At 38.5% G+C, this 21,139-nt stretch carries 15 protein-coding genes and 1 pseudogene; 13 read left to right on the top strand and 3 right to left on the bottom strand.

Annotation, left to right across the window (positions count from 1 at the left end; translation table 11 throughout):
• The first annotated feature begins 186 nt into the window (after positions 1 to 186).
• Together BN1068_RS20860 and BN1068_RS20855 are read left to right on the top strand one after the other, a co-directional pair.
• A complete protein-coding gene (locus BN1068_RS20860; protein WP_077604740.1) occupies positions 187 to 591 on the top strand; it encodes a MarR family winged helix-turn-helix transcriptional regulator in 405 nt (134 codons plus the stop codon).
• Positions 592 to 607: 16 nt separating this feature from the next.
• Complete coding sequence (locus tag BN1068_RS20855; protein ID WP_077604739.1) at positions 608 to 1,819, top strand: MFS transporter; 1,212 nt, start codon at positions 608 to 610, stop codon at positions 1,817 to 1,819.
• A 64-nt stretch (positions 1,820 to 1,883) separates the two neighbouring features.
• Here the strand turns inward: BN1068_RS20855 and BN1068_RS20850 are convergent, their stop codons facing one another.
• Positions 1,884 to 2,441, bottom strand: a complete 558-nt coding sequence (locus BN1068_RS20850; protein WP_077604737.1) for a nucleotidyltransferase family protein — start codon at positions 2,439 to 2,441, stop codon at positions 1,884 to 1,886.
• Positions 2,442 to 2,707: 266 nt separating this feature from the next.
• Here BN1068_RS20850 and BN1068_RS20845 point away from each other — a divergent pair.
• A pseudogene (locus BN1068_RS20845) lies at positions 2,708 to 3,166 on the top strand (MFS transporter); the annotation flags it as partial.
• A 64-nt stretch (positions 3,167 to 3,230) separates the two neighbouring features.
• Here BN1068_RS20845 and BN1068_RS20840 read toward each other — a convergent pair.
• Positions 3,231 to 3,788 (bottom strand): nucleotidyltransferase family protein, encoded by a 558-nt coding sequence (locus BN1068_RS20840; protein WP_077604737.1) that lies wholly within the window; start codon positions 3,786 to 3,788, stop codon positions 3,231 to 3,233.
• A gap of 1,381 nt (positions 3,789 to 5,169) precedes the next feature.
• On the opposite strand from BN1068_RS20840, the gene BN1068_RS20835 reads away from it, so the two are divergent.
• The 7 genes from BN1068_RS20835 to BN1068_RS20805 all read left to right on the top strand — a co-directional run bounded on the left by BN1068_RS20835 (position 5,170) and on the right by BN1068_RS20805 (position 17,514).
• Positions 5,170 to 6,903, top strand: coding sequence for a phospho-sugar mutase (locus BN1068_RS20835; protein ID WP_077604736.1), 1,734 nt, complete (start codon positions 5,170 to 5,172; stop codon positions 6,901 to 6,903).
• A gap of 44 nt (positions 6,904 to 6,947) precedes the next feature.
• Entirely contained in the window at positions 6,948 to 8,876 is a 1,929-nt protein-coding gene (glgB, locus tag BN1068_RS20830) for a 1,4-alpha-glucan branching protein GlgB (protein WP_077604735.1), read from the top strand.
• A gap of 102 nt (positions 8,877 to 8,978) precedes the next feature.
• Positions 8,979 to 10,121 (top strand): glucose-1-phosphate adenylyltransferase, encoded by a 1,143-nt coding sequence (locus BN1068_RS20825; protein WP_077604734.1) that lies wholly within the window; start codon positions 8,979 to 8,981, stop codon positions 10,119 to 10,121.
• Positions 10,111 to 11,283 carry a glucose-1-phosphate adenylyltransferase subunit GlgD gene (glgD, locus tag BN1068_RS20820; protein WP_077604733.1) on the top strand — a complete coding sequence of 391 codons (1,173 nt, stop codon included), beginning with the start codon at positions 10,111 to 10,113 and terminating at the stop codon, positions 11,281 to 11,283. Before BN1068_RS20825 ends, glgD begins: the two co-directional genes overlap by 11 nt.
• A gap of 14 nt (positions 11,284 to 11,297) precedes the next feature.
• Complete coding sequence (gene glgA / locus BN1068_RS20815; RefSeq protein ID WP_077604732.1) at positions 11,298 to 12,728, top strand: glycogen synthase GlgA; 1,431 nt, start codon at positions 11,298 to 11,300, stop codon at positions 12,726 to 12,728.
• A gap of 531 nt (positions 12,729 to 13,259) precedes the next feature.
• Positions 13,260 to 15,680 (top strand): glycogen/starch/alpha-glucan phosphorylase, encoded by a 2,421-nt coding sequence (locus BN1068_RS20810; protein WP_077604731.1) that lies wholly within the window; start codon positions 13,260 to 13,262, stop codon positions 15,678 to 15,680.
• A 4-nt stretch (positions 15,681 to 15,684) separates the two neighbouring features.
• Entirely contained in the window at positions 15,685 to 17,514 is a 1,830-nt protein-coding gene (locus BN1068_RS20805; protein ID WP_077604730.1) for a glycoside hydrolase family 13 protein, read from the top strand.
• Between the two features lie 207 nt (positions 17,515 to 17,721).
• Here BN1068_RS20805 and BN1068_RS20800 read toward each other — a convergent pair whose 3' ends face one another.
• Positions 17,722 to 18,192, bottom strand: coding sequence for a DUF1307 domain-containing protein (locus BN1068_RS20800; protein ID WP_077604729.1), 471 nt, complete (start codon positions 18,190 to 18,192; stop codon positions 17,722 to 17,724).
• A 579-nt stretch (positions 18,193 to 18,771) separates the two neighbouring features.
• Between BN1068_RS20800 and BN1068_RS20795 the strand changes: the two genes are divergently transcribed.
• From BN1068_RS20795 to BN1068_RS20785, 3 genes are all read left to right on the top strand, one after another.
• The gene (locus tag BN1068_RS20795) at positions 18,772 to 19,164 is read left to right on the top strand and encodes a hypothetical protein (protein WP_077604728.1); all 393 of its coding nucleotides are present in this window, start codon (positions 18,772 to 18,774) and stop codon (positions 19,162 to 19,164) included.
• Positions 19,165 to 19,515: 351 nt separating this feature from the next.
• Positions 19,516 to 20,277 carry a glycerophosphodiester phosphodiesterase family protein gene (locus BN1068_RS20790; RefSeq protein WP_139344902.1) on the top strand — a complete coding sequence of 254 codons (762 nt, stop codon included), beginning with the start codon at positions 19,516 to 19,518 and terminating at the stop codon, positions 20,275 to 20,277.
• Positions 20,264 to 21,073, top strand: a complete 810-nt coding sequence (locus BN1068_RS20785) for a glycerophosphodiester phosphodiesterase (protein WP_077604727.1) — start codon at positions 20,264 to 20,266, stop codon at positions 21,071 to 21,073. The genes BN1068_RS20790 and BN1068_RS20785 overlap by 14 nt, the downstream gene beginning before the upstream one ends.
• Positions 21,074 to 21,139: the final 66 nt, after the last annotated feature.

The following is a 21,139-nucleotide window of genomic DNA, read 5'->3' as shown; positions in this document are numbered from 1 at the left end:
TTTAAAAGAAGAAATTATTCTCTTTCTTACCTTATGCTATCATAGGCATCTGTAAAGAAGAAGAAAATAGGTGTTTTTCATGTGTGCGTTTACATGAAAAGGAGGTCTTGACAAACATAAAAATAAGATGTATAGTTACCTAGGTTAATAGTTACCCTAGTTAATTATTTTTCGGAGGGAAATAATATGGAAGGTTTATTCCGGCAATATATAAGAATTTACCGGCCGTTAATGAAAAGCCTGAATGAGCTGCTGGAAAAATATCAGCTCTCTTATTCATTATGGCAGGTTATTGTGTACTTAAAAGATGAAGGAACCTCCACGCTGGTTGATATTTCGAATTATTACCAAGTTGAGAAGCCGAGCATTACAAGACGTGTCCATCGGCTGCAGGAGCTAGGTTTAATTGAAGAAGTTCCGAGTGCCAACCGCAGAGAGAAAATTATGGAGTTGACCACTGAAGGGAAACATATTTATCAAATATGCAGGGAAGAGATCACAGCTTTAGAGCATCATATTTCTAAGGGGCTATCGGAAGAAGAGCAGCAGACTGCTTTTCAATTTTTAATGAAGATTCAAGATAATATATAAAGTAAAGAAGGGTTTTATAGTGAGTAACAAATCGAAGTTATGGACAAAAGATTTTATTATCGTCTCCGCAGTTAATTTTTTATTGACACTTGTTTTTTATCTTCTTGTTGTTGTGATGGGAGTTTATGCAGCAGAAGAATTTAATGCATCTGCAAGTCAATCAGGATTAGTTGTTGGTATATTTATTGTCGGCGCACTGATTGGGCGTCTTTTTATTGGCCGTTATATTGAAAAATTTGGTCAGAAAAGAACATTATTTATCGGAGCTATTATATTTATTTTAGCTACTGCTTTATATTTCTTTAATTTTGGTATCGGCTTTTTACTCCTTAACCGGTTTATTCATGGTATTGGACTCGGTTTTGCAAGCACAGCGACTGGTACCATTGTAGCTCAAATTATTCCGGCCGAAAGAAAGGGCGAAGGGATCGGCTACTACAGTATGAGTGCCACCCTGTCCACTGCTTTAGGACCGTTCGTCGGTTTGTATATGAGCCAGCACACCAGTATGCAAGGGATATTTGGTCTCTGTTTAGCAATAGGTATTATCAGTTTCTTCACTATCTTTTTTGTGAAAATCCCAGTTATTGTGGAGACAGAGGAAGAGAAAAAGATAGAAAAAGAAGAAGAAGGACGTTTTATTGCTCAATTTGTAGAGCCAAGAGCTGTGCCGATTGCAATTATCACTCTTATTTTAGCTCTTTGCTATTCCAGTGTTCTGTCCTTCCTTAATTCCTATGCGATAGAGCTGGATCTAGTAAGTACAGCAAGTGTATTCTTCCTTGTTTATTCCATTGCTGTATTACTTTCACGTCCATTTACCGGCCGTTTAATAGATTTAAAAGGAGCCAATATCGTGATGTATCCTGCGTTTGTTCTGTTTACAATCGGTATGATTGTGCTGGGATTTGCGCATAGCGGATTCACATTATTACTGGCTGGTGTATTAATTGGGCTGGGTTTTGGTAATATGCAATCCTGTACACAGGCTATTGCGGTCAAATTGACACCGCCGCATCGTATGGGGCTGGCTACATCCACCTTCTTTATCTTCTTAGATGGAGGATTAGGTTTTGGACCATACTTGCTTGGTCTTATTGCGCCGGCTATTGGACACAGCACACTTTACATCGTGTTAGGTATCGTTGTTCTGGCAACTGCAGGATTATACGCTGCTCTGCATGGCAAAAAAGCCTCCTCTGCGCATTCACAAGCGTTGGCACAATAATATAGAAGAAACCTGTATTTTCTGTATTTGCACAGAGAATGCAGGTTTTTTCTATTTGAATTTTTTAACTGTCTTCTAATGATAGAAAATACTGTATTTTATTTCTTAGCGGTTCCGGTAAAGGCTGCCTTAATGCTTTTATGAGCAGATCGGGGTGGTTAATTCCTTTTTCTTTAAAGTGCTGTTCAATGAGATGAACCTTTTCTTCTCTGTTCGGCATTAAACTATATAATACATACCAGTCTTCCAAAGATGACAAGTATATGGTTTTCCCATTAAAGCTTGTGCTATCTGCAATATTATTTTTCTCAAACGCAAGTTTATAAGTACCTTCCTCATGTATGATAGAATAACCGCCCATTAAATCAACTGGTGTATTTTCTACTCTATATTTAGCAAAGAATGCTGTTTTAAAAGGCGGGGAGTGAACCGTTTCTTTTCTTTCCCCCAGGTTATCCAGCACTTTTCCGGCAAGAGGAGCATGATTTTCCGAAACTAAGAGATCAATATCATTTGGATTATCTATTATCCCGTGCATATGAAGCATTAATGAGCCGCCAAGTCCCCAGATTATATTATTTTCATTTAATATATCGGCTGTCTTTGCCAGAGCATGTAACAATATGCAAATCTCCTTTCTTTCTGTTATTTATTTTAATCATAACAGAGTTTTAACTGAAAAATAATGAGGGATTATCTGATTGTTCGCATCTTCAGGGACCATATTTAAATAGAAAGTTATTCTATTATAAGAGTTTATATTTTTTATAGATAACTCAACTTTCGCACCTAAGAATAAATACACTGACCTTGCTATTCCAGGCTGTACATGGTCTCTATTATCATGCTTGTTTTTAGTTAATTCATCTTTTTATTTTTTGAACAGANAGTGTATTCTTCCTTGTTTATTCCATTGCTGTATTACTTTCACGTCCATTTACCGGCCGTTTAATAGATTTAAAAGGAGCCAATATCGTGATGTATCCTGCGTTTGTTCTGTTTACAATCGGTATGATTGTGCTGGGATTTGCGCATAGCGGATTCACATTATTACTGGCTGGTGTATTAATTGGGCTGGGTTTTGGTAATATGCAATCCTGTACACAGGCTATTGCGGTCAAATTGACACCGCCGCATCGTATGGGGCTGGCTACATCCACCTTCTTTATCTTCTTAGATGGAGGATTAGGTTTTGGACCATACTTGCTTGGTCTTATTGCGCCGGCTATTGGACACAGCACACTTTACATCGTGTTAGGTATCGTTGTTCTGGCAACTGCAGGATTATACGCTGCTCTGCATGGCAAAAAAGCCTCCTCTGCGCATTCACAAGCGTTGGCACAATAATATAGAAGAAACCTGTATTTTCTGTATTTGCACAGAGAATGCAGGTTTTTTCTATTTGAATTTTTTAACTGTCTTCTAATGATAGAAAATACTGTATTTTATTTCTTAGCGGTTCCGGTAAAGGCTGCCTTAATGCTTTTATGAGCAGATCGGGGTGGTTAATTCCTTTTTCTTTAAAGTGCTGTTCAATGAGATGAACCTTTTCTTCTCTGTTCGGCATTAAACTATATAATACATACCAGTCTTCCAAAGATGACAAGTATATGGTTTTCCCATTAAAGCTTGTGCTATCTGCAATATTATTTTTCTCAAACGCAAGTTTATAAGTACCTTCCTCATGTATGATAGAATAACCGCCCATTAAATCAACTGGTGTATTTTCTACTCTATATTTAGCAAAGAATGCTGTTTTAAAAGGCGGGGAGTGAACCGTTTCTTTTCTTTCCCCCAGGTTATCCAGCACTTTTCCGGCAAGAGGAGCATGATTTTCCGAAACTAAGAGATCAATATCATTTGGATTATCTATTATCCCGTGCATATGAAGCATTAATGAGCCGCCAAGTCCCCAGATTATATTATTTTCATTTAATATATCGGCTGTCTTTGCCAGAGCATGTAACAATATGCAAATCTCCTTTCTTTCTGTTATTTATTTTAATCATAACAGAGTTTTAACTGAAAAATAATGAGGGATTATCTGATTGTTCGCATCTTCAGGGACCATATTTAAATAGAAAGTTATTCTATTATAAGAGTTTATATTTTTTATAGATAACTCAACTTTCGCACCTAAGAATAAATACACTGACCTTGCTATTCCAGGCTGTACATGGTCTCTATTATCATGCTTGTTTTTAGTTAATTCATCTTTTTATTTTTTGAACAGATTATTGTGTATAGCTTCCGCTCCGGCCAACCACTCCGCTTTCCATGGGGACGGCTTCAGCTAACTTGAAAAGAAACCCGCTTTTCAAGTGGATCTTCAGCTCGCCCTGTTCCCATAGGAGTCTACGTGGTTGGCCTGCGCTCTAATAGGATTCTACAGCACAAGGAAGAAATAATATCCTGATAAAGTAAAATGAAATCATCGTTTTTTAGCCTAAATAAACAATCATGCTGATGTTTCAAATGGTTTTTAACAGTTCAAATCATGACAGCATGAATAATTCATATCGAGAATAGCTTTCATGCATCAGAAATAAGGATTACTAGGCATGTTTACCATTTAACACAAAAAATTTGTTCTGTTAGATCTGCCTTTTATTTGTCCAGTTATTTCAGTATAGAACCCACCCTGCTAGCGGAGGCGGACCGTTTTGACTCCTGAGGGATTAAGCACCATCTGAAGATCCACTTTTGCCAAGTGCTCTTCTTGGCAAAAGTTAGCTGAAGAGCGTGCCCCTAGGAAAGCAAAACGGTCCGCCGTAGCGGTCGCTTTACAGCTTTACACCTTACCTTCTATCTTTATCAACAGATATACGGAAGAAATGATCAACCCCTATTCCTATGGATAGGAAGTTTCTTTTTAAAGTGCGAAAGTTGAGTAGATAAGCAATAAAAATAACTTCATTTATATTTATCTGAATAAATTATGAAATTAATCTCTTTTTCTTAAATTCAATGTATAATTCTGTAAGGATTTATAGTATAATGAACTCAAATAACCTTCTTGCTGTTAAATAGAAATGAGTGCTATTTGGCTGTGCAGGAAATTTGTCTACATCTCCAAAATTTAGAATATTTTGTCATTTTTAGACAGCTTGAAAAGCGGCCGGAGAGCAAAATAGAATATATTTCAAGGGAATATTTTTAAACAAAACGTAAACATCGCAGTCATGTTATCATGTATAACATAGAACCATTCCATATATTAACAATATATAATAATGGGGGAAAGCGATGTTTTTTTGTACCAATTTCTAGTATTTTCTGGAAAATATAAAGTTATTTCTAAATAGCAGTGAGAGAAGTGCATTGTTTTTAATGTTGAAGGGGGAATGTTTATGTCATATCAAAGCACCTATGAACAATGGAAGAATGAAGAAGCTCTTGATAGAGAGCTCAAAACAGAATTAGAAAGTCTCTTAAAAAATGAAACAGAATTAGAAGATGCTTTCTCACATCCCTTAGAATTTGGTACTGCCGGCATGCGTGGAATACTTGGCCCGGGAATTAATCGAATGAACATTTATACGGTGAGACAGGCTACAGAAGGTCTGGCCCGATTTATGGAAAGTCAGACAGAAGAGAATAAATCCAGGGGGGTAGCGATTGCCTACGATTCCAGACATAAGTCTCCTGAATTTGCTCTGGAAGCTGCAAGGACACTTGCACGTCACGGGATCCCGGCCTATGTATTCGAATCACTGCGTCCAACTCCTGAATTATCCTTTGCTGTAAGACATTTAAATACATTTACAGGAATTATGATTACTGCATCACATAATCCCGCAAATTATAATGGCTATAAAATTTATGGAGAAAGCGGAGGACAAATGCCGCCGAAAGATGCAGATGCGTTAACAGAATATGTCCGCTCTGTAGAGAATCCGCTGCAAATAGAAGTATTATCGGAAGAAGAGGCAAAAGAAAAAGGTCTTCTGAAAATCATTGGTAAAGAAGTAGATGATGCTTATTTACAGGAAGTAGATACAGTAACAATTGACAGGGAACTTGTATCAAGAGAAGGGAAGGATTTAAAGCTTGTTTTTACACCGCTGCATGGTGCTGGGAAAATGCTTGGAGAGAAAGCATTAGAACAAGCCGGGTTTAAAGGATTTTCTCTTGTCCCTGAACAAAGTGTCACTGATCCTGACTTTACTACTGTCAAATCACCTAATCCGGAGGAGCATTCAGCGTTCGAATATGCTATTTCTTTAGGTGAAAAAGAAGGTGCAGATTTGCTGGTGGCAACCGATCCGGATGCCGACCGTCTGGGTGTCGCTGTTAAGCTTCCGGACGAAACGTATAAAGTGTTAAGCGGTAACCAAATTGGAGCGCTGATGCTGGATTATATTTTGAAAGCACGGAAAGAAGCAAATACGCTTCCGGAAAATGCTGTGGTATTAAAATCGATTGTTTCGAGTGAGCTCTCTACAGCAATTGCTGAAAAATATCAAACTAAAATGGTCAATGTGCTTACAGGCTTTAAATTTATCGCTGAAAAAATTCAGCAGTATCAGGAGGATGGATCGCAGACATTTATGTTTGGGTTCGAAGAGAGCTACGGCTATCTGGTAAAACCATTTGTCAGGGATAAAGATGCCATTCAGGCGCTTGTATTGATTGCTGAAGTTGCTACCTACTACAAGCAGAAAGATGAAACCTTATACGATGCATTGCAGGAAATCTTTGCTGAGTATGGCTGCTATCAGGAAAAAACAATTTCTATTACAATGAGCGGTTTAGAAGGATCAGCGAAAATAGCTTCTTTAATGAGGCAGCTGCGGGAAGAATCTCCGGCATCTTTCGGAGGAATAAAGGTTGTCAGTACAGAAGATTATAAAACACAGGAAAAAGTACACGCTGATGGTTCAGTAACCTCATTGAACACACCGGCTTCAGATGTATTGAAATACTTTTTGGAGGATGAGAGCTGGATAGCGGCACGGCCTTCCGGGACAGAGCCTAAAATCAAGTTCTATATCGGTGTGAAAGCAGGAAGTGAAGAGGCTGCAGAGGAAAAAATAAAAGCTTTTTCAGCAGCTATTTCGGAAGTAACCAATGTAACCAGCTGAAAGTCTCCTCAAGAATAAGCTTTAATGAGTAGCGGGGTGAAGAAATGCATACAAATGAGTATTTGGAATTGGAAACAGAAGATGCAATAAAAAGGTTTCACACTGGCGAAAATTTTTATAGTCAGCATGTTTTCGGTTATCACCAGGAAGAGCGGGACGAGGGGACAGGCTTTGTTTTCCGTGTCTGGGCTCCTAACGCACAACAGATATGGCTGGTAGGAACATTTAATAATTGGGATGAATCCTTGCCGATGCAAAAAAATGAAGAATATGGTTATTGGGAGGTATTCACCACAAAGCCTGCAGAAAATGATTTATATAAATATAAGGTGCGCCAGGAAGATGGCAGAGAGGTTTATAAAATTGATCCATTTGCCTTTGCTTTTGAGAAACGCCCGGACAATGCTGCTGTCATTCATCATGTTCCGCAAAAAAAATGGAAGGACGGCTTATGGTACGGCAGAAAGAAGCGTTCTAATTTCTTCAGGCGCCCCATAAATATCTATGAGGTACATGCCAGCTCCTGGAAGCATCGTGAAGATGGGACCCCTTATTCTTTTGCAGAACTAAAGGAAGAATTAATTCCTTATGTAAAAGAAATGGGGTATACCCATATTGAATTCATGCCGCTCATGGAGCATCCATTGGGTGCATCTTGGGGATATCAGCTGATAGGATATTTTGCTTTAAGCTCTTACTATGGCAAACCGGAGGAGTTTCAGGACTTTGTAGAGGAATGCCATAAGAATAATATCGGAGTGTTTGTGGATTGGGTTCCCGGGCATTTCTGCATTAACGATGATGCTCTTGCAAAGTATGACGGCACCTCTCAATTTGAATATCAGAACCCGGATCGGGCAGCGAATGTCCGGTGGGGTTCTGTTAATTTTGACTTAGGCAAGCCGGAGGTGCAATCCTTCCTCATCTCAAGTGCAATGTTTTGGCTGGAGATGTACCATATTGACGGTATCCGTGTTGATGCAGTTTCCAGCATGCTTTATTTAGATTATGATGATGGTCCTTGGGAGCCGAATCATGAAGGTGGAAACAGAAATTATGAAGGATATTATTTTCTGCAGAAACTGAATGCAGTTATCAAGCTGGCACATCCAGAAGCTATTATGGTTGCAGAGGAGAGTTCTTCTGATACCCAGATTACAGGACTGGCTGAGACAGGTGCACTCGGTTTTGATTATAAGTGGAATATGGGCTGGATGAATGATGTGCTTAAATTTTATGAAATGGACCCGGCATTTCGAAAGGACCATTTCAATTTAATTACTTTCTCCTTTATGTATATGATGCAGGAAAATTATATTCTGCCGCTCTCGCATGATGAGGTAGTTCATGGAAAGAAGAGCTTGATGCATAAGATGTGGGGCGACAGATACAAACAATTTTCGCAATTGCGCAATTTGTATACGTATATGATCTCCCATCCAGGAAAAAAGCTCTTATTTATGGGAAGTGAATGGGGACAATTTTTAGAATGGAAGTATGATGAAGGCTTGGAATGGCGCGATTTAGACGACGTAATGAACAAAAGAATGCAGCACTTTACTTCCAGTCTGAACCAATTCTATAAAGAACAGCCGGCACTATGGGAGCTGGAAGAGAGCTATGACACCATTTCAATTATCGATGCAGATAATCATAACGATTCTGTGCTTAGTTTTATTCGGAAAAGTAAGAAGAAAAAATATTTTCTGATTATTGTTTTAAATATGACCCCTGTAGAGCGTCAGGATTTTCATATCGGCGTTCCCTATCAAGGAAGCTACAAAGAAATATGGAATACAGAAATGAAAGAATTTGGCGGTACATGGGAAGAGCATAACCCTGATCAATTGACAGAGGACGTTCCTTTTAAGGAGTATCCTTACCGCATAAAAACTGTTGTACCCGCGCTGGGAGCGTTAATTCTGCGTCCTGAGAGTATTAAAGTATCAAGAAAACCACCGGCGGCTAAGTGATTTTCCAATATATATAAGCTGAATTACATGCTTCATTTTTTACAACAAATTTAGAAGAGTAGTTGAAAGGGGGACAGGTGAAAGGCTGCTTTCACCGCGTATATGAAAAATGAGATGCTAGCAATGATTCTTGCAGGAGGAAAAGGGTCACGATTGGGGAAATTAACAAAAAATATTGCTAAACCTGCTGTTCCGTTTGGAGGAAGGTATCGTATAATTGATTTCACTCTAAGTAATTGCGCCAATTCTGGGATAAAAAATGTAGGTGTTGTGACACAGTACCAGCCGTTGGCATTAAATAACCACGTAGATAATGGGACAAGCTGGGGACTTGATGGAATTAATTCCGGTGTGACAATTCTTCAGCCTTACGCCGGTTCAGAGGGCGGTAAATGGTTTGAAGGTACAGCTCATGCTATTTATCAGAATATTGCTTATATCGATGAGATGAATCCTGAATATCTGCTTGTGTTATCTGGAGATCATATTTATAAGATGGATTATGAAGAGATGCTGGAAACGCATAAAGCGAATGAGGCTTCATTAACTGTTGCAGTACTGAAAGTCCCTGAAAAAGAAGCTTCCCGTTTTGGAATCATGAACACAGATGAAAACGACCGTATTATTGAGTTTGAAGAAAAACCCGAGAATCCAAAAAGTAACCTCGCATCAATGGGAATCTATATTTTTGATTGGAGCAGATTAAGAGAAGTTCTATTAAGCAGTTATTCCAAAGACGATCATATGCTGGATTTTGGAAAACACGTTATTCCTTCTTACTTGGAAAGCGGTGAGAATGTATTTGTTTACCGCTTTGACGGTTATTGGAAGGACGTTGGAACAATTGACTCCCTATGGGAAGCAAATATGGAATTTATTAATCCTGAGATGAATCTGAATATCCGGGATAAATCATGGCGCGTGTATTCGAGAAATACCATTTCACCACCAAACTTTTTAACAGACACTGCGTCTGTGACGGATTCTTTAATTGTTGATGGGTGCTATGTTGCAGGAAGTATTAAAAATAGTATTCTGTCAAATGATGTGCAGGTAAAAGAAGGATCGCAAATTACAGACAGCTTTATTATGCCGGGAGCAAGTATTGGCAGGAATGTAAGTATTCACCGGGCAATTATCGGGGAAGATGCGGTTGTTGGCGATAATACAGTAATTGATGGAACGGAAGATATAGGAGTAGTAGGTTATTCTGAAGTGATTGGAGTGACGATGGATGAGGGCTAATAAAATTTGTGCTGTTTTAGGGAATATTCAACGCTATAACGCTTTACTTCCATTAACCAATGAGAGGCCATTAGCAACATTACCGTTTGCCTGCAAATACAGACTGATTGATTTTCCGCTTTCCAGTATTGTTAATGCCAATATAAATACAGTTTATATGATTTTTAATGAAGGTGAAACACAATCTGTATTCGATCATATCGGCGGGGGAAAAGAATGGAATTTAGATGGCGTGCATAACCGTTTCTTTATTCATCTTTACCAGGACTTTTTGAAATTAAAAGCACATAATCAAAGCTATTACCGTCCACTGATTGATTATCTGGAAAAATCTAAATCAGAGTATACGGTTTATATGAGCAGTAAAATGATTTGTAATATTGACTTACGTGCCGTTTTAAAAATTCATCAGCAGCAAAATAATGAAATGACAGTTGTTTATAAAAAGGTTGAATCTGAAAAAATATGTCAGACAGATGCCGTATTATCTTTGACTGAAAATGGGCAGATTACAGAAGTGCGTCCGTATATGGAGCATTTGCAGACTGCGGATCAGGAGAATCTCTGCATGGATATTTATATTGTTCAGACAAATTGGCTGATCCGGCAGTTGAAGGAAGGCCAGCAGGAGGGAACTCCAGCCGACATCCAAGATTTTCTTCGCAAAAAAATTCATACTGTAAAAAGCTCAACTTATGAACACACGGGTTATCTAAGTAATATTTTTGACATTAACTCGTACTATAATGCATCACTTGATATGCTTAATCAACAAAAATTCAGTTCTCTCCTCTATTCTAATCAAAAAATATATACCAAATTAAAAAATGAAGTTCCAACATATTATTCAGACTCATCAGAAGTAAATAACAGCCATTTTGCCACAGGATGTATTATTGAAGGTAAGGTAGAAGGATCCTCCATATCCCGTGGTACAGTGTTGGATAAAGGAACAGAAGTCATCGACTCTATCATTATGCCGAATGCAAAAATATGTGCTGGCGCGAGGGTCCAGAACGCTATTCTGGATAAAGAGGTGGTCGTGGATCCGGGTGTACAGATAATTGGAACAAGAGAAAACCCGGTTGTTATTGAAAAATACCAGCATGTAACCAATGATATCCTCGCAAATGGAGTAGCAGTCAGCGATATAGAGAGATAGGGGGAAAAATATACATGAAATTATTATTTGCTAGTGCGGAATGTGCACCGTTTTTTAAGACAGGCGGTCTCGGAGATGTGATTGGTGCGCTACCAAAGGAATTAGCAAAGAAAGATATAGAAGTGGCAGTCGTACTGCCACTTCACAAAAAGATGCCGGCTGCGTACAGGGAACGCTGTGAGCACGTAGGCGCTTTATCCATAGATGTAGGCTGGAGAAATCAATATTGTGGTATTGAACGTTTAGAAATGGACAATGTCACCTATTATTTTATTGATAACCTGTATTATTTTAACCGGGATGATTTATATGGTTTTTATGATGATGGAGAACGCTTTGCTTTCTTTCAGCTTGCCCTGATTGAGATGATGGAAGCAGTCGATTATATTCCTGATATTATCCATGTAAATGACTTCCATACAGCTATGGTGCCATTTCTCCTGAAAGAAAAATATCATTGGGTGGAAGCTTATCAATCTATTCGAACAGTGTTGACAATTCATAATATTGAATTTCAGGGACGATACAACCCGGAAGTGCTATCTGATTTGTTTGGAGTTGGCGATAGGAAATACCATGATGGAACAATTCGTTTTGAAAATGATATTAACTTTCTGAAGTCGGGTATTGTGTATGCGGACAAGGTAAATACTGTCAGCCATTCTTATGCGGCGGAAATTCAAACCGCGGAATTTGGTAACGGCTTAGAGGGAATTCTCAGACAGGAGCAAGGAAAACTGTCCGGCATTGTTAATGGAATAGATTATGAGATTAATAATCCGGAAACAGATCCGGCGTTGAAATCTAACTATTCTTTAACCAGCTTAGAAGGCAAAAAAGATTGTAAGAAAGAATTACAGGAGTTAATGGGGCTGCCTGTACGGGAGGAGGTCCCGGTGATTGCGGTTGTCAGCCGTCTGACACACCAGAAAGGTTTTCATCTTGTCCTGGAAGAACTGGAAAATCTGCTGCAATATGATGTTCAGTTTGTTCTGCTGGGGACCGGCGATCCATCATTTGAACACCATTTTCGATTGATTTCGGAATGGTACCCAAATAAGTGTGCAGTAAATATTACATTTGATGTGACACTTGCGCAAAAGATTTATGCCGGAGCTGACATGTTCCTGATGCCATCTAAATTTGAACCGTGCGGGTTATCACAGCTGATTTCTATGCGTTACGGAACCCTGCCGGTGGTTCATGAAATAGGCGGATTGAAGGATACAGTAGAACCGTATAATCCAATTGAAAAAACAGGCACCGGGTTTGGTTTTTCCTTATTTACTCCATACTACATGATGGACGCATTGAAAAAAGCAGTGCATGTTTATCAGGATGAGCAGGATGTTTGGAGAAATCTTATGCATACAGCAATGTCACAGGATTTCAGCTGGGAAACATCCAGCGGACAGTACCATGCGCTTTACAAAGAAATATTATAGAGGATGTTCAAAAAGTCCAATAAAAATGACACGGCGATAAGAGGATCTTCTACTAAGAACGCCCACGTCGTGTGGGCAACGTAGAAGTCACCGCATCCTGCGGAAGTGCGTTGACGAGCTTTTTCCGATACTCACGTATTATAAAGCATAGAGGAACTTCTGTTAAGACCGTCCACGTCCTGGGACTGCGATTACTCGTCCCACCGAAAACATTTGTGGACAACACAGAAGTCACCACATCCTGTGGAAGCCCGTTCGTAAAAAGCTCGTCGCCTTGAACTTCTTGGTCCTATTTATCGGACTTTTTGAACACGCACTTATAGAAAAAGTGTGTTCAAAAAGTTCAGTGTGTGATTTTCCTTGAGCTTTTTGAACACCTTCTTATAAATTGAAAAAAACACATAGCAGCATCAGTTTAAGTGGAATAAGCAGCTTTTTTAAGAAAAAAGGTGATATGCTTGTTTGGAATTTGATTTCTTAAAAGCAGTGCTTGCAGCTGAACTTAGATAATGCAGAAAAGAGGCTTAATACATGGCTTTAGATAAAGAAGTATTCAAAGAAGAATTAAAGCAGAGACTGAGAGAGAATTATGCAAGAGAGCTGGAGGACGCGAGTAAGCAAGAGATTTTCTATACATTAGGAGCTTTGGTGAAGGCGCGTTACTCTGATGCTTGGAGAGATACATGGAAGTATTATGTGGATAAACATAAAAAGCAGGTTTACTATTTTTCAATTGAATTTTTACCTGGCAGAATGCTGAAAAGTAATTTATTGAATTTGGGATTGCTGGATACGGCAAGAGAAGCTTTAACAGATCTCGGTATTAATTTAGAAAGTCTGGCAGAAGTGGAAAAGGATATGGCATTAGGAAATGGCGGACTTGGACGATTAGCTTCCTGTTTTATGGATTCGATTGCTTCCTGCGGCCTTCCTGGGAATGGAAATGGAATTCGCTACGATTACGGACTTTTTAAGCAGCGGTTCGTGGACGGCTATCAGGTAGAGCTTCCGGATGAGTGGCTGCAGAGCGGGAACATATGGGAGATACGCAGAGAAAGTAAAGCTGTCGATGTCCGTGTCGGCGGGCATGTGTACTTAGCAGAAACAATGGAAGGAAAATTAAAGCCGGTGTACGAGAATGAACGTATACTTCGGGCAGTTCCTTATGATACAGGAATGGTAGGCTATGAGAATAATGTGGTGAATACACTGCGGCTATGGTCTGTAGAAATCCCTGATTCTGAGGAGGGTAAATATCAAAGTATCCAAGGACGCAGAGAACTGGAGGATTTAACAGCGGTTCTTTATCCAGATGATTCCAATGAACATGGACGTTTAATCCGTTTAACGCAGGAATATTTCTTTGTATCAGCAGGAATTCAAAGTATTATCCGCCACTATAAAAATCGGGTTCAGAAGCCAATCTCTAATCTCAGTGAATATATTTCTATCCATATTAACGATACGCATCCTGCCTTATGTGTGCCGGAAATGATGCGCATCTTAATTGATGAAGAAGATTTATCCTGGGAGCAGGCTTGGGATGTCACCGTAAAAGTAATGAGTTATACAAACCATACAATTATGGCTGAAGCATTAGAAAAATGGACGATTGATTTAATGCAGCGCACATTACCACGAATGTATCAAATTATTGAAGAGATTGATGCGCGTTATGTACAGACTATGCAGGAGCTGCATCCGCATGATTTGGTAGAACGCACCCGGATTATTCGTAATGGACAGGTTCATATGGCGCATTTGTCTATTATCGGCAGTCACAGTACCAATGGCGTGGCAAAATTACATTCGGATTTATTAAAATCTGTTGTTTTACATGATTTTTATATTATTTATCCAGACCGTTTTAATAATAAAACGAATGGAATTGCGCAGCGCAGATGGTCGCAGATTGTGAATGAACCAATGTCAAGCGTATTAGATGAAACGATTGGAAAGACATGGAGACAGGATTCAGGAGATTTAAAATTGCTGATGAACTATCAATCGGACCAAGCAGTTTTAGAAAAATTAGCTGAAGCAAAGAAAATAAACAAACAGGTACTTGCTGATTATATTTTGGAAACAACGGAAATTAAAGTTTCCACAGATGCTATCTTTGATGTTCAAATTAAAAGGCTGCATGCATATAAACGCCAGCTGTTAAATCTATTGCATATTATCAAGCTTTATCAGGATTTAAAGGAAAACCCGGATTTAGATATGCAAAAGCGTGTATTTATCTTTGGAGCAAAAGCAGCACCAAGCTATCATTATGCAAAAGTAATTATTAAGTGTATTAATGAAGCAGCTAATTTAATTAATAATGATCCGGATATCAAAGATCGTATAAAGATCGTTTTCTTACCGAATTATAATGTCAGCCTGGCAGAGAAGATTATTCCTGCTGCAGATGTCAGTGAACAAATTTCGCTTGCTTCTAAGGAAGCTTCCGGTACAAGTAATATGAAGCTGATGCTGAATGGAGCTATTACGCTTGCTACGTTGGATGGTGCCAATGTAGAAATCAGGGATGCAGTCGGTGATGATAATATTTATATCTTCGGTCTCACAGAGAAAGAGGTCTATGAATATTATGAGAATCAGGAATATTCTGCGCAACAGCTGTATGATGAAAATCCAATTATCCGCCGTGTTTTAAATGCGTTTATTGATGGAACCATTCCAAATATCGTTTATGAAGGACGGGAGATTTTTGATTCACTCATTAAGTATAATGATGAGTATTTCTTACTGCGTGATTTTGATTCCTATGTAAAAGCACAGGAGGAAATTGATAAAGCTTATGGAGATCAAACCTTCTGGCAAAAAATGAGCTTAATCAATATTGCCAATGGAGGCAGATTTTCTTCTGATGAGACGGTCCGTCGTTACGCTGAGGATATTTGGAAAATAGAGCCGAAAGATTCATTTGTTACTGAGAAAGGATAGTATTATGCCACATGTTTATTATAATTCATGGATAAGTGAATATAAAAAGCCATTTGGAGCTGTACAGATTGAAGAAAAGGTTACATTCTCTATGGATATCCATGAAAATCAAGTGATAGAAGCACAATTTATTATTCGAAAAGAAAATGGAAGTCGTGAGGAAGAAAAATATCAGATGGAGGATATAGGGGACAATCGGTTCTCCTGTATCTATTCACCTCATGAAGGAAAGGGTCTGTATTTTTATTATTTCTCTGTGAAGTGGAAGGATGATCATGGCGGGGAATTAACAGCGTATTGGGGTGCGTCAGCTGTAAAAGGAGAAGGACGGCTGTATCAAGAGCAGCATGAAGTCATTCCATACCAGTTAACCTGCTTTGAAAAGGAAGAACAGACACCGGATTGGTATCGGGAAGCTGTATTTTATCAGATTTTCCCGGACCGTTTTTATAACGGAAATCAAGACGGGAAGGTAAATAAACCGAAGCGGAACAGTTTTATCTATGGTGATAAGCGTGATACTCCGATGTATGTACGCGGGTCTAATGGTGAAATTCTGCGCTGGGATTTTTATGGCGGGAATTTAGAAGGAATCAGACAGAAGATACCTTATCTGAAGGATTTAGGCATCAATGCGATTTATCTGAACCCGATTTTTCAGGCAGCAAGTAATCATCGTTATGATACAGCGGATTATATGAAGATTGATCCAATGCTCGGTGATGAAGCGTTATTTCAGGAAATTATAGAAGACCTTCATGCAGAAGGAATCCATGTTATTTTAGATGGCGTATTCAGTCATGTCGGGAGAAACAGTATCTATTTCAATTATGACGGCACTTTTGGAGAAGACAAGGGAGCATACCGAAGCAAGGATAGTCCATACTATCCTTGGTTCAGCTTCAGTGAATATCCTGATAAGTATGCATCCTGGTGGGGAATTGATGACCTCCCGGAAGTAGATAAATCAAACAAAGAATTTCAAGACTATATCTACCAGGATGACAGCAGTGTCATTGATAAATGGAGCAAGCTGGGTGTGGATGGATGGCGATTAGATGTTGCAGATGAGCTTCCAGATGAATTTATTGCAGGCATTCGCCATAAGCTGGACCAATATCCGGAAAAAGTACTTATTGGTGAAGTCTGGGAGGATGCTTCCAATAAAATTGCCTATGAAAAGCGGCGTCAATATATTTTAGGAAATCATCTGCACGGTGTGATGAATTATCCATTCCGAAATACAGTGTTAGACCTGCTGCAATTGGAAAAATCTCCACAGGAGCTTTGTCAAAGGCTGACACAGCTTCATGAAAATTATCCGAAGGATGTCCTGTTCAATAATCTAAATAATATTGGTACACATGATACGAAACGAATTTATACTTTTTTAGGAGAGGATAAGGAAAGGCTGAAGCTAGCGCTGAGCTTTTTACTGATTGCTCCGGGAATTCCTTGTATTTATTATGGAGACGAAGCTGGCCTTACAGGAGAACAGGATCCGGATAATCGCAAATTCTTCCCGTGGGAGGATATCGATCAGGATATTTTCAATCATTGTCAAAAATGGATAGCTGAAAGAAAACAAAATAACACATTAAAATATGGTGATTTTGTTCTTTTCCATACGGATGAGGTATTAGGAATGCTTCGTTTCACAGATGATGAATATACCATCTATATGATCAATCCCCATGATGCAGAAAAATCCTGTCATTTTGATGACCTGCATTTCTTGAGCGAGGTGCCATTAACGGATGAAGTGTTAAGGGAAATTTTCAATAATTTAACGATGGATGGGAAAAGTGATTTTTTTGTAACGGGAAAGATATAGATGAGCATTAAAAAAGCAGGGTGTATAGATATGGAGCTATGCACCCTGCTTCCATATTTACTATTCCCCTACCTTTTAAAACGGGAAAGTCAAAAGAGTTTCCCATGAGTAATAGAATGGTAGGATAGTATTAGAGTGTTACTGGAAGAAAACATAAGAAAAACCGCACCACGCACGGTACGGTTATATGTTACGTGAGTAATTATATTATTCTACTACTTCCAATCCTGCATCTTCTAATTCTTTAACTGTTTCTTCTAAGCTAATATACTCATCGTCTTCAATAGCTGGAAGGCTGGCACCAGGGATGCTGTTTAATTCCTCCATATCAACAGCTGTTAAATCTACAGAAATGGTTTGTGTAAGTGCGTCATCTCCATATTTAATCTCAAATTCGATGCCTTCTATATCCTCAAATGGTTTGAATTCTGAACGAATTTGTTCATCCAATTCTTCAGCTTCTTCCTTTGATTCAAGCATCATCGTAGAATAAGGTATATCTGTTTTGACGGTTTGATGTGTTACTTCATCATCTTTAGCATCGAGTGTAACTTCCATGCTCATTCCCATTTGATCACCTTGAAGGGTAACTGTTTCTTCAGATCCGCAAGCCGCCAATCCTAAAGTAGCAATCAATAAAAATAATAATCCGGTAATTCTAAAAGCTGTTTTTTTCATTATAGTCTTTACTCCTATCCATATTTTACTATAGTTAGCTTATCGAATTAAAACATTAAAGTCAAAGTAAAGTTGAGAAAAAATAAAGAATTGGACTATTATCCTGCATTGGAAGTAATGCAGACTTACTTTTATTGGATGTTCACTATGAAATTCGGGCGAATTTGATTATTGAAGCGAAATTGTGTTCAACACATAACTCTGGGTAAGACCATGATAATTTATGAAAAAATTTGATACAATGATATGGATAGGTTGGAATGAAGCGTAAAATTCAGGCATGGTGAAGTATGATCTCAGAAAAGATGAATGAATTCGCTTTTTGTTTTTACACAAAAGAGTAATAAACGTATTAAGATAGGGAAGAATATGAATCCGCATCAGAATTGTTTAATATGACGATACAGCATGAAGGCATTTACCAGGGGCAGTACTTTGCTGTCCTGAGACACGCAACGCAAACATCAGGTTATCAAAACAATGGATTCAGGATTCGGATATGCAGCTATGTCATGCTTTTATAAGGAATTGACAGCTACATAATATTTTAATCCTGCATAAAAGAAAAGAGGTACAGTAATGGAAGCAAGAGAACGCAGAGAACAAATCAAGCAATATTGTCAGGAGTACGACAGTGTCTATGCAAAGCTTGTGGAACCGATTAATGATATGTTAAGTGAGGTCGATGCAGGTATATCAGAAGAAACTGCAAATAAAATATTGGAAAACTTAAAGCTTTCCAGTGAAGGAAAAAAAGAGGTATTTGACTGTCATTTAGATGAAAGCAATAATTTCTTAAGAGATGGTATAGAGGATTTAAAAAATGGCAATCTTGGAGATGGCGCACTACAGATATTCGGAGCCGGACTGAATTTTGCCAGTTACGCTGCAAAGGCTTCCGCAACACAGGAAGTTCATGCTCACGAAATGCTGGATGAGCGGTTTAAGAAGTTAAAGTCGGCATTAAAATAAATAGTTATTTATTGGATAAGAGATTTTCAGGGCAGAGATAAATGCTCCCCTGAAAATCTTTTTTTCTTATTTCTGCTATTGATTTTTAGTAAATATGAATTTTATTAAGACATTGTAAAGTACTTGAATGGAAAGCAAAGTGTAGGTGTGGATTTGGTAAATTTCAACGTTTCATGAAACAGGTATGCTTTAATGGAATTAGATGAAGGGAGGAGCAGATAATCAGTTAAATGGTCAGATTAAAGGGAAAAAGTGTTAAAGTAAGACAACGGAAGTTAAGAAGATTTATGTTTCAAAAAAAATAGATCTGCTAAGTATCTAAGATTAACTTAATTCTAAGGAGGGATTACATTGACAAAAGTATATGGACACAGAGGTATGATGGGGCTATATCCGGAAAATACATTGCTTAGCTTTGAGAAAGCTCTCGAAGCAGGTGCAGACGGCTTGGAAATAGATGTACACATGACAAAAGACGGAGAGTTTGTGGTGATGCATGATGCTACGCTAAACCGGACAACGAATGGGACGGGGCCGGTATCAGAATATACTTTTTCAGAAATTCGGGAATTGCAATTAAGTCATTCCTGCTTTTCATCATTCGCAACCTACGACAAGAGCTGGGAGGAAGAAAAAATCCCCTCCTTAACAGAAGTGCTTCAGTTAGTCAGTTCATATCCAGAAGCGGCATTGAATATTGAATTAAAAACAGACGAATATTTATATGAAAATATAGAACAAAGGCTGATAGACTATGTAAACAGATTTCCTGATATAAAGGATCGTGTAATTTACTCCAGCTTTCACTTGCCTGCATTGATTCGTTTACGTCATTATGACCGTGATGCACGTCTTGCATGGATTATTAACCAGCCGATTTCCCACCCGGAGGATTATATCGATATTCTTGGCCTGGAAGCACTGCACATTGGAGTGGATACGTTTTTAAAGCATATTTATCTTTGGGGCAGGTGGAAGAGATTGCTGCGTGTATGGACTGTGAATGATAAGGATACATTAAAACAATTGCTCGATATAAAAGTAAAAGCAATTATTACAGATTATCCGGACCGGGCTGTCTTTTACAGGTGTGAGCGCTATGCCATGGCGTAGAATATTACTCGGTTTTGTGATTGCAGTCTTTATCATATCGGGATTTTTTGAAGCAAAGCCGACCGCACCCCAGACAACAGCATTGTATGGAGCGGAGGCATTGTACGCGAAAGCAGCGGAGAATCCAGAGGCAGCTTCTGCTGATATAGAAATTATTGCTAACCCCAGGGCAGACAGTATGCTCAATGAGGATACAAAGAAAGCTTATAAAAATGCTTCGGATGCTAATGCAGACTCGATAAAGATGGATTTAGGGATGACAAAAGATAATGAATTAATTGCATTTCATGATACTGGAGATCGTATAATGTCGGAATCAAAAGCTCCGGAAGAGCTGATATTAAAAGAAATAGCAGCGACATTTGAACAGAATGAACATTATTATTTCGAGTCGCATCTCGTGAATGGTGATACGAAAATGGAGGAGCCATTAATCAAGCTGCTGGAGGAATATGATTTATTAGATCCCAAATATGTCAGCTTTCAGTCATTCTCAAAGAAAAGTCTCCAAAAATTGCAGGAATTAGCGCCAGAAATCCGTTTGACGCTTTTATATGGAACGGATAAATTTGATTTAGAGGACGCATTAGCAGCAGATGTGGATGTTATTGGAGTAGATTCAGGTAATGTTACAAGGGATATTGTTGATAAACTGCATCAGCATGGGAAAGAGATTCATGTGTTTTTTACGGATGAACGGACAGAGCTCGTTGAACAGCAGCGGGTTATCATGTATGGAGTGGATGGTGTTTTTACAAATGATATTGAATTTACAAATCAGGTTATTATGCAGTAAAGATAAATTATTAAGAAATGCTTTATTTGATAGAAAAGCCATTAGCCTTGAAAATGAAAAAAATCG

The organism is Oceanobacillus sojae (genome assembly GCF_900162665.1).
GTDB classification, from domain to species: domain Bacteria; phylum Bacillota; class Bacilli; order Bacillales; family Amphibacillaceae; genus Oceanobacillus; species Oceanobacillus sojae_A.
Note: the sequence above shows the minus strand (reverse complement) of the source record. Positions and strands in the feature narration are given on the sequence as shown.

Coding starts and splice junctions, on each gene's coding strand:
- BN1068_RS20795 (WP_077604728.1), top strand. CDS start 18,772: ATGGAAGCAAGAGAACGCAGAGAACAAATCAAGCAATATTGTCAGGAG.
- BN1068_RS20835 (WP_077604736.1), top strand. CDS start 5,170: ATGTCATATCAAAGCACCTATGAACAATGGAAGAATGAAGAAGCTCTT.
- BN1068_RS20810 (WP_077604731.1), top strand. CDS start 13,260: ATGGCTTTAGATAAAGAAGTATTCAAAGAAGAATTAAAGCAGAGACTG.
- BN1068_RS20800 (WP_077604729.1), bottom strand. CDS start 18,192: ATGAAAAAAACAGCTTTTAGAATTACCGGATTATTATTTTTATTGATT.
- BN1068_RS20860 (WP_077604740.1), top strand. CDS start 187: ATGGAAGGTTTATTCCGGCAATATATAAGAATTTACCGGCCGTTAATG.
- BN1068_RS20805 (WP_077604730.1), top strand. CDS start 15,685: ATGCCACATGTTTATTATAATTCATGGATAAGTGAATATAAAAAGCCA.
- glgB (WP_077604735.1), top strand. CDS start 6,948: ATGCATACAAATGAGTATTTGGAATTGGAAACAGAAGATGCAATAAAA.
- BN1068_RS20825 (WP_077604734.1), top strand. CDS start 8,979: ATGAAAAATGAGATGCTAGCAATGATTCTTGCAGGAGGAAAAGGGTCA.
- glgA (WP_077604732.1), top strand. CDS start 11,298: ATGAAATTATTATTTGCTAGTGCGGAATGTGCACCGTTTTTTAAGACA.
- BN1068_RS20785 (WP_077604727.1), top strand. CDS start 20,264: ATGCCATGGCGTAGAATATTACTCGGTTTTGTGATTGCAGTCTTTATC.
- glgD (WP_077604733.1), top strand. CDS start 10,111: ATGAGGGCTAATAAAATTTGTGCTGTTTTAGGGAATATTCAACGCTAT.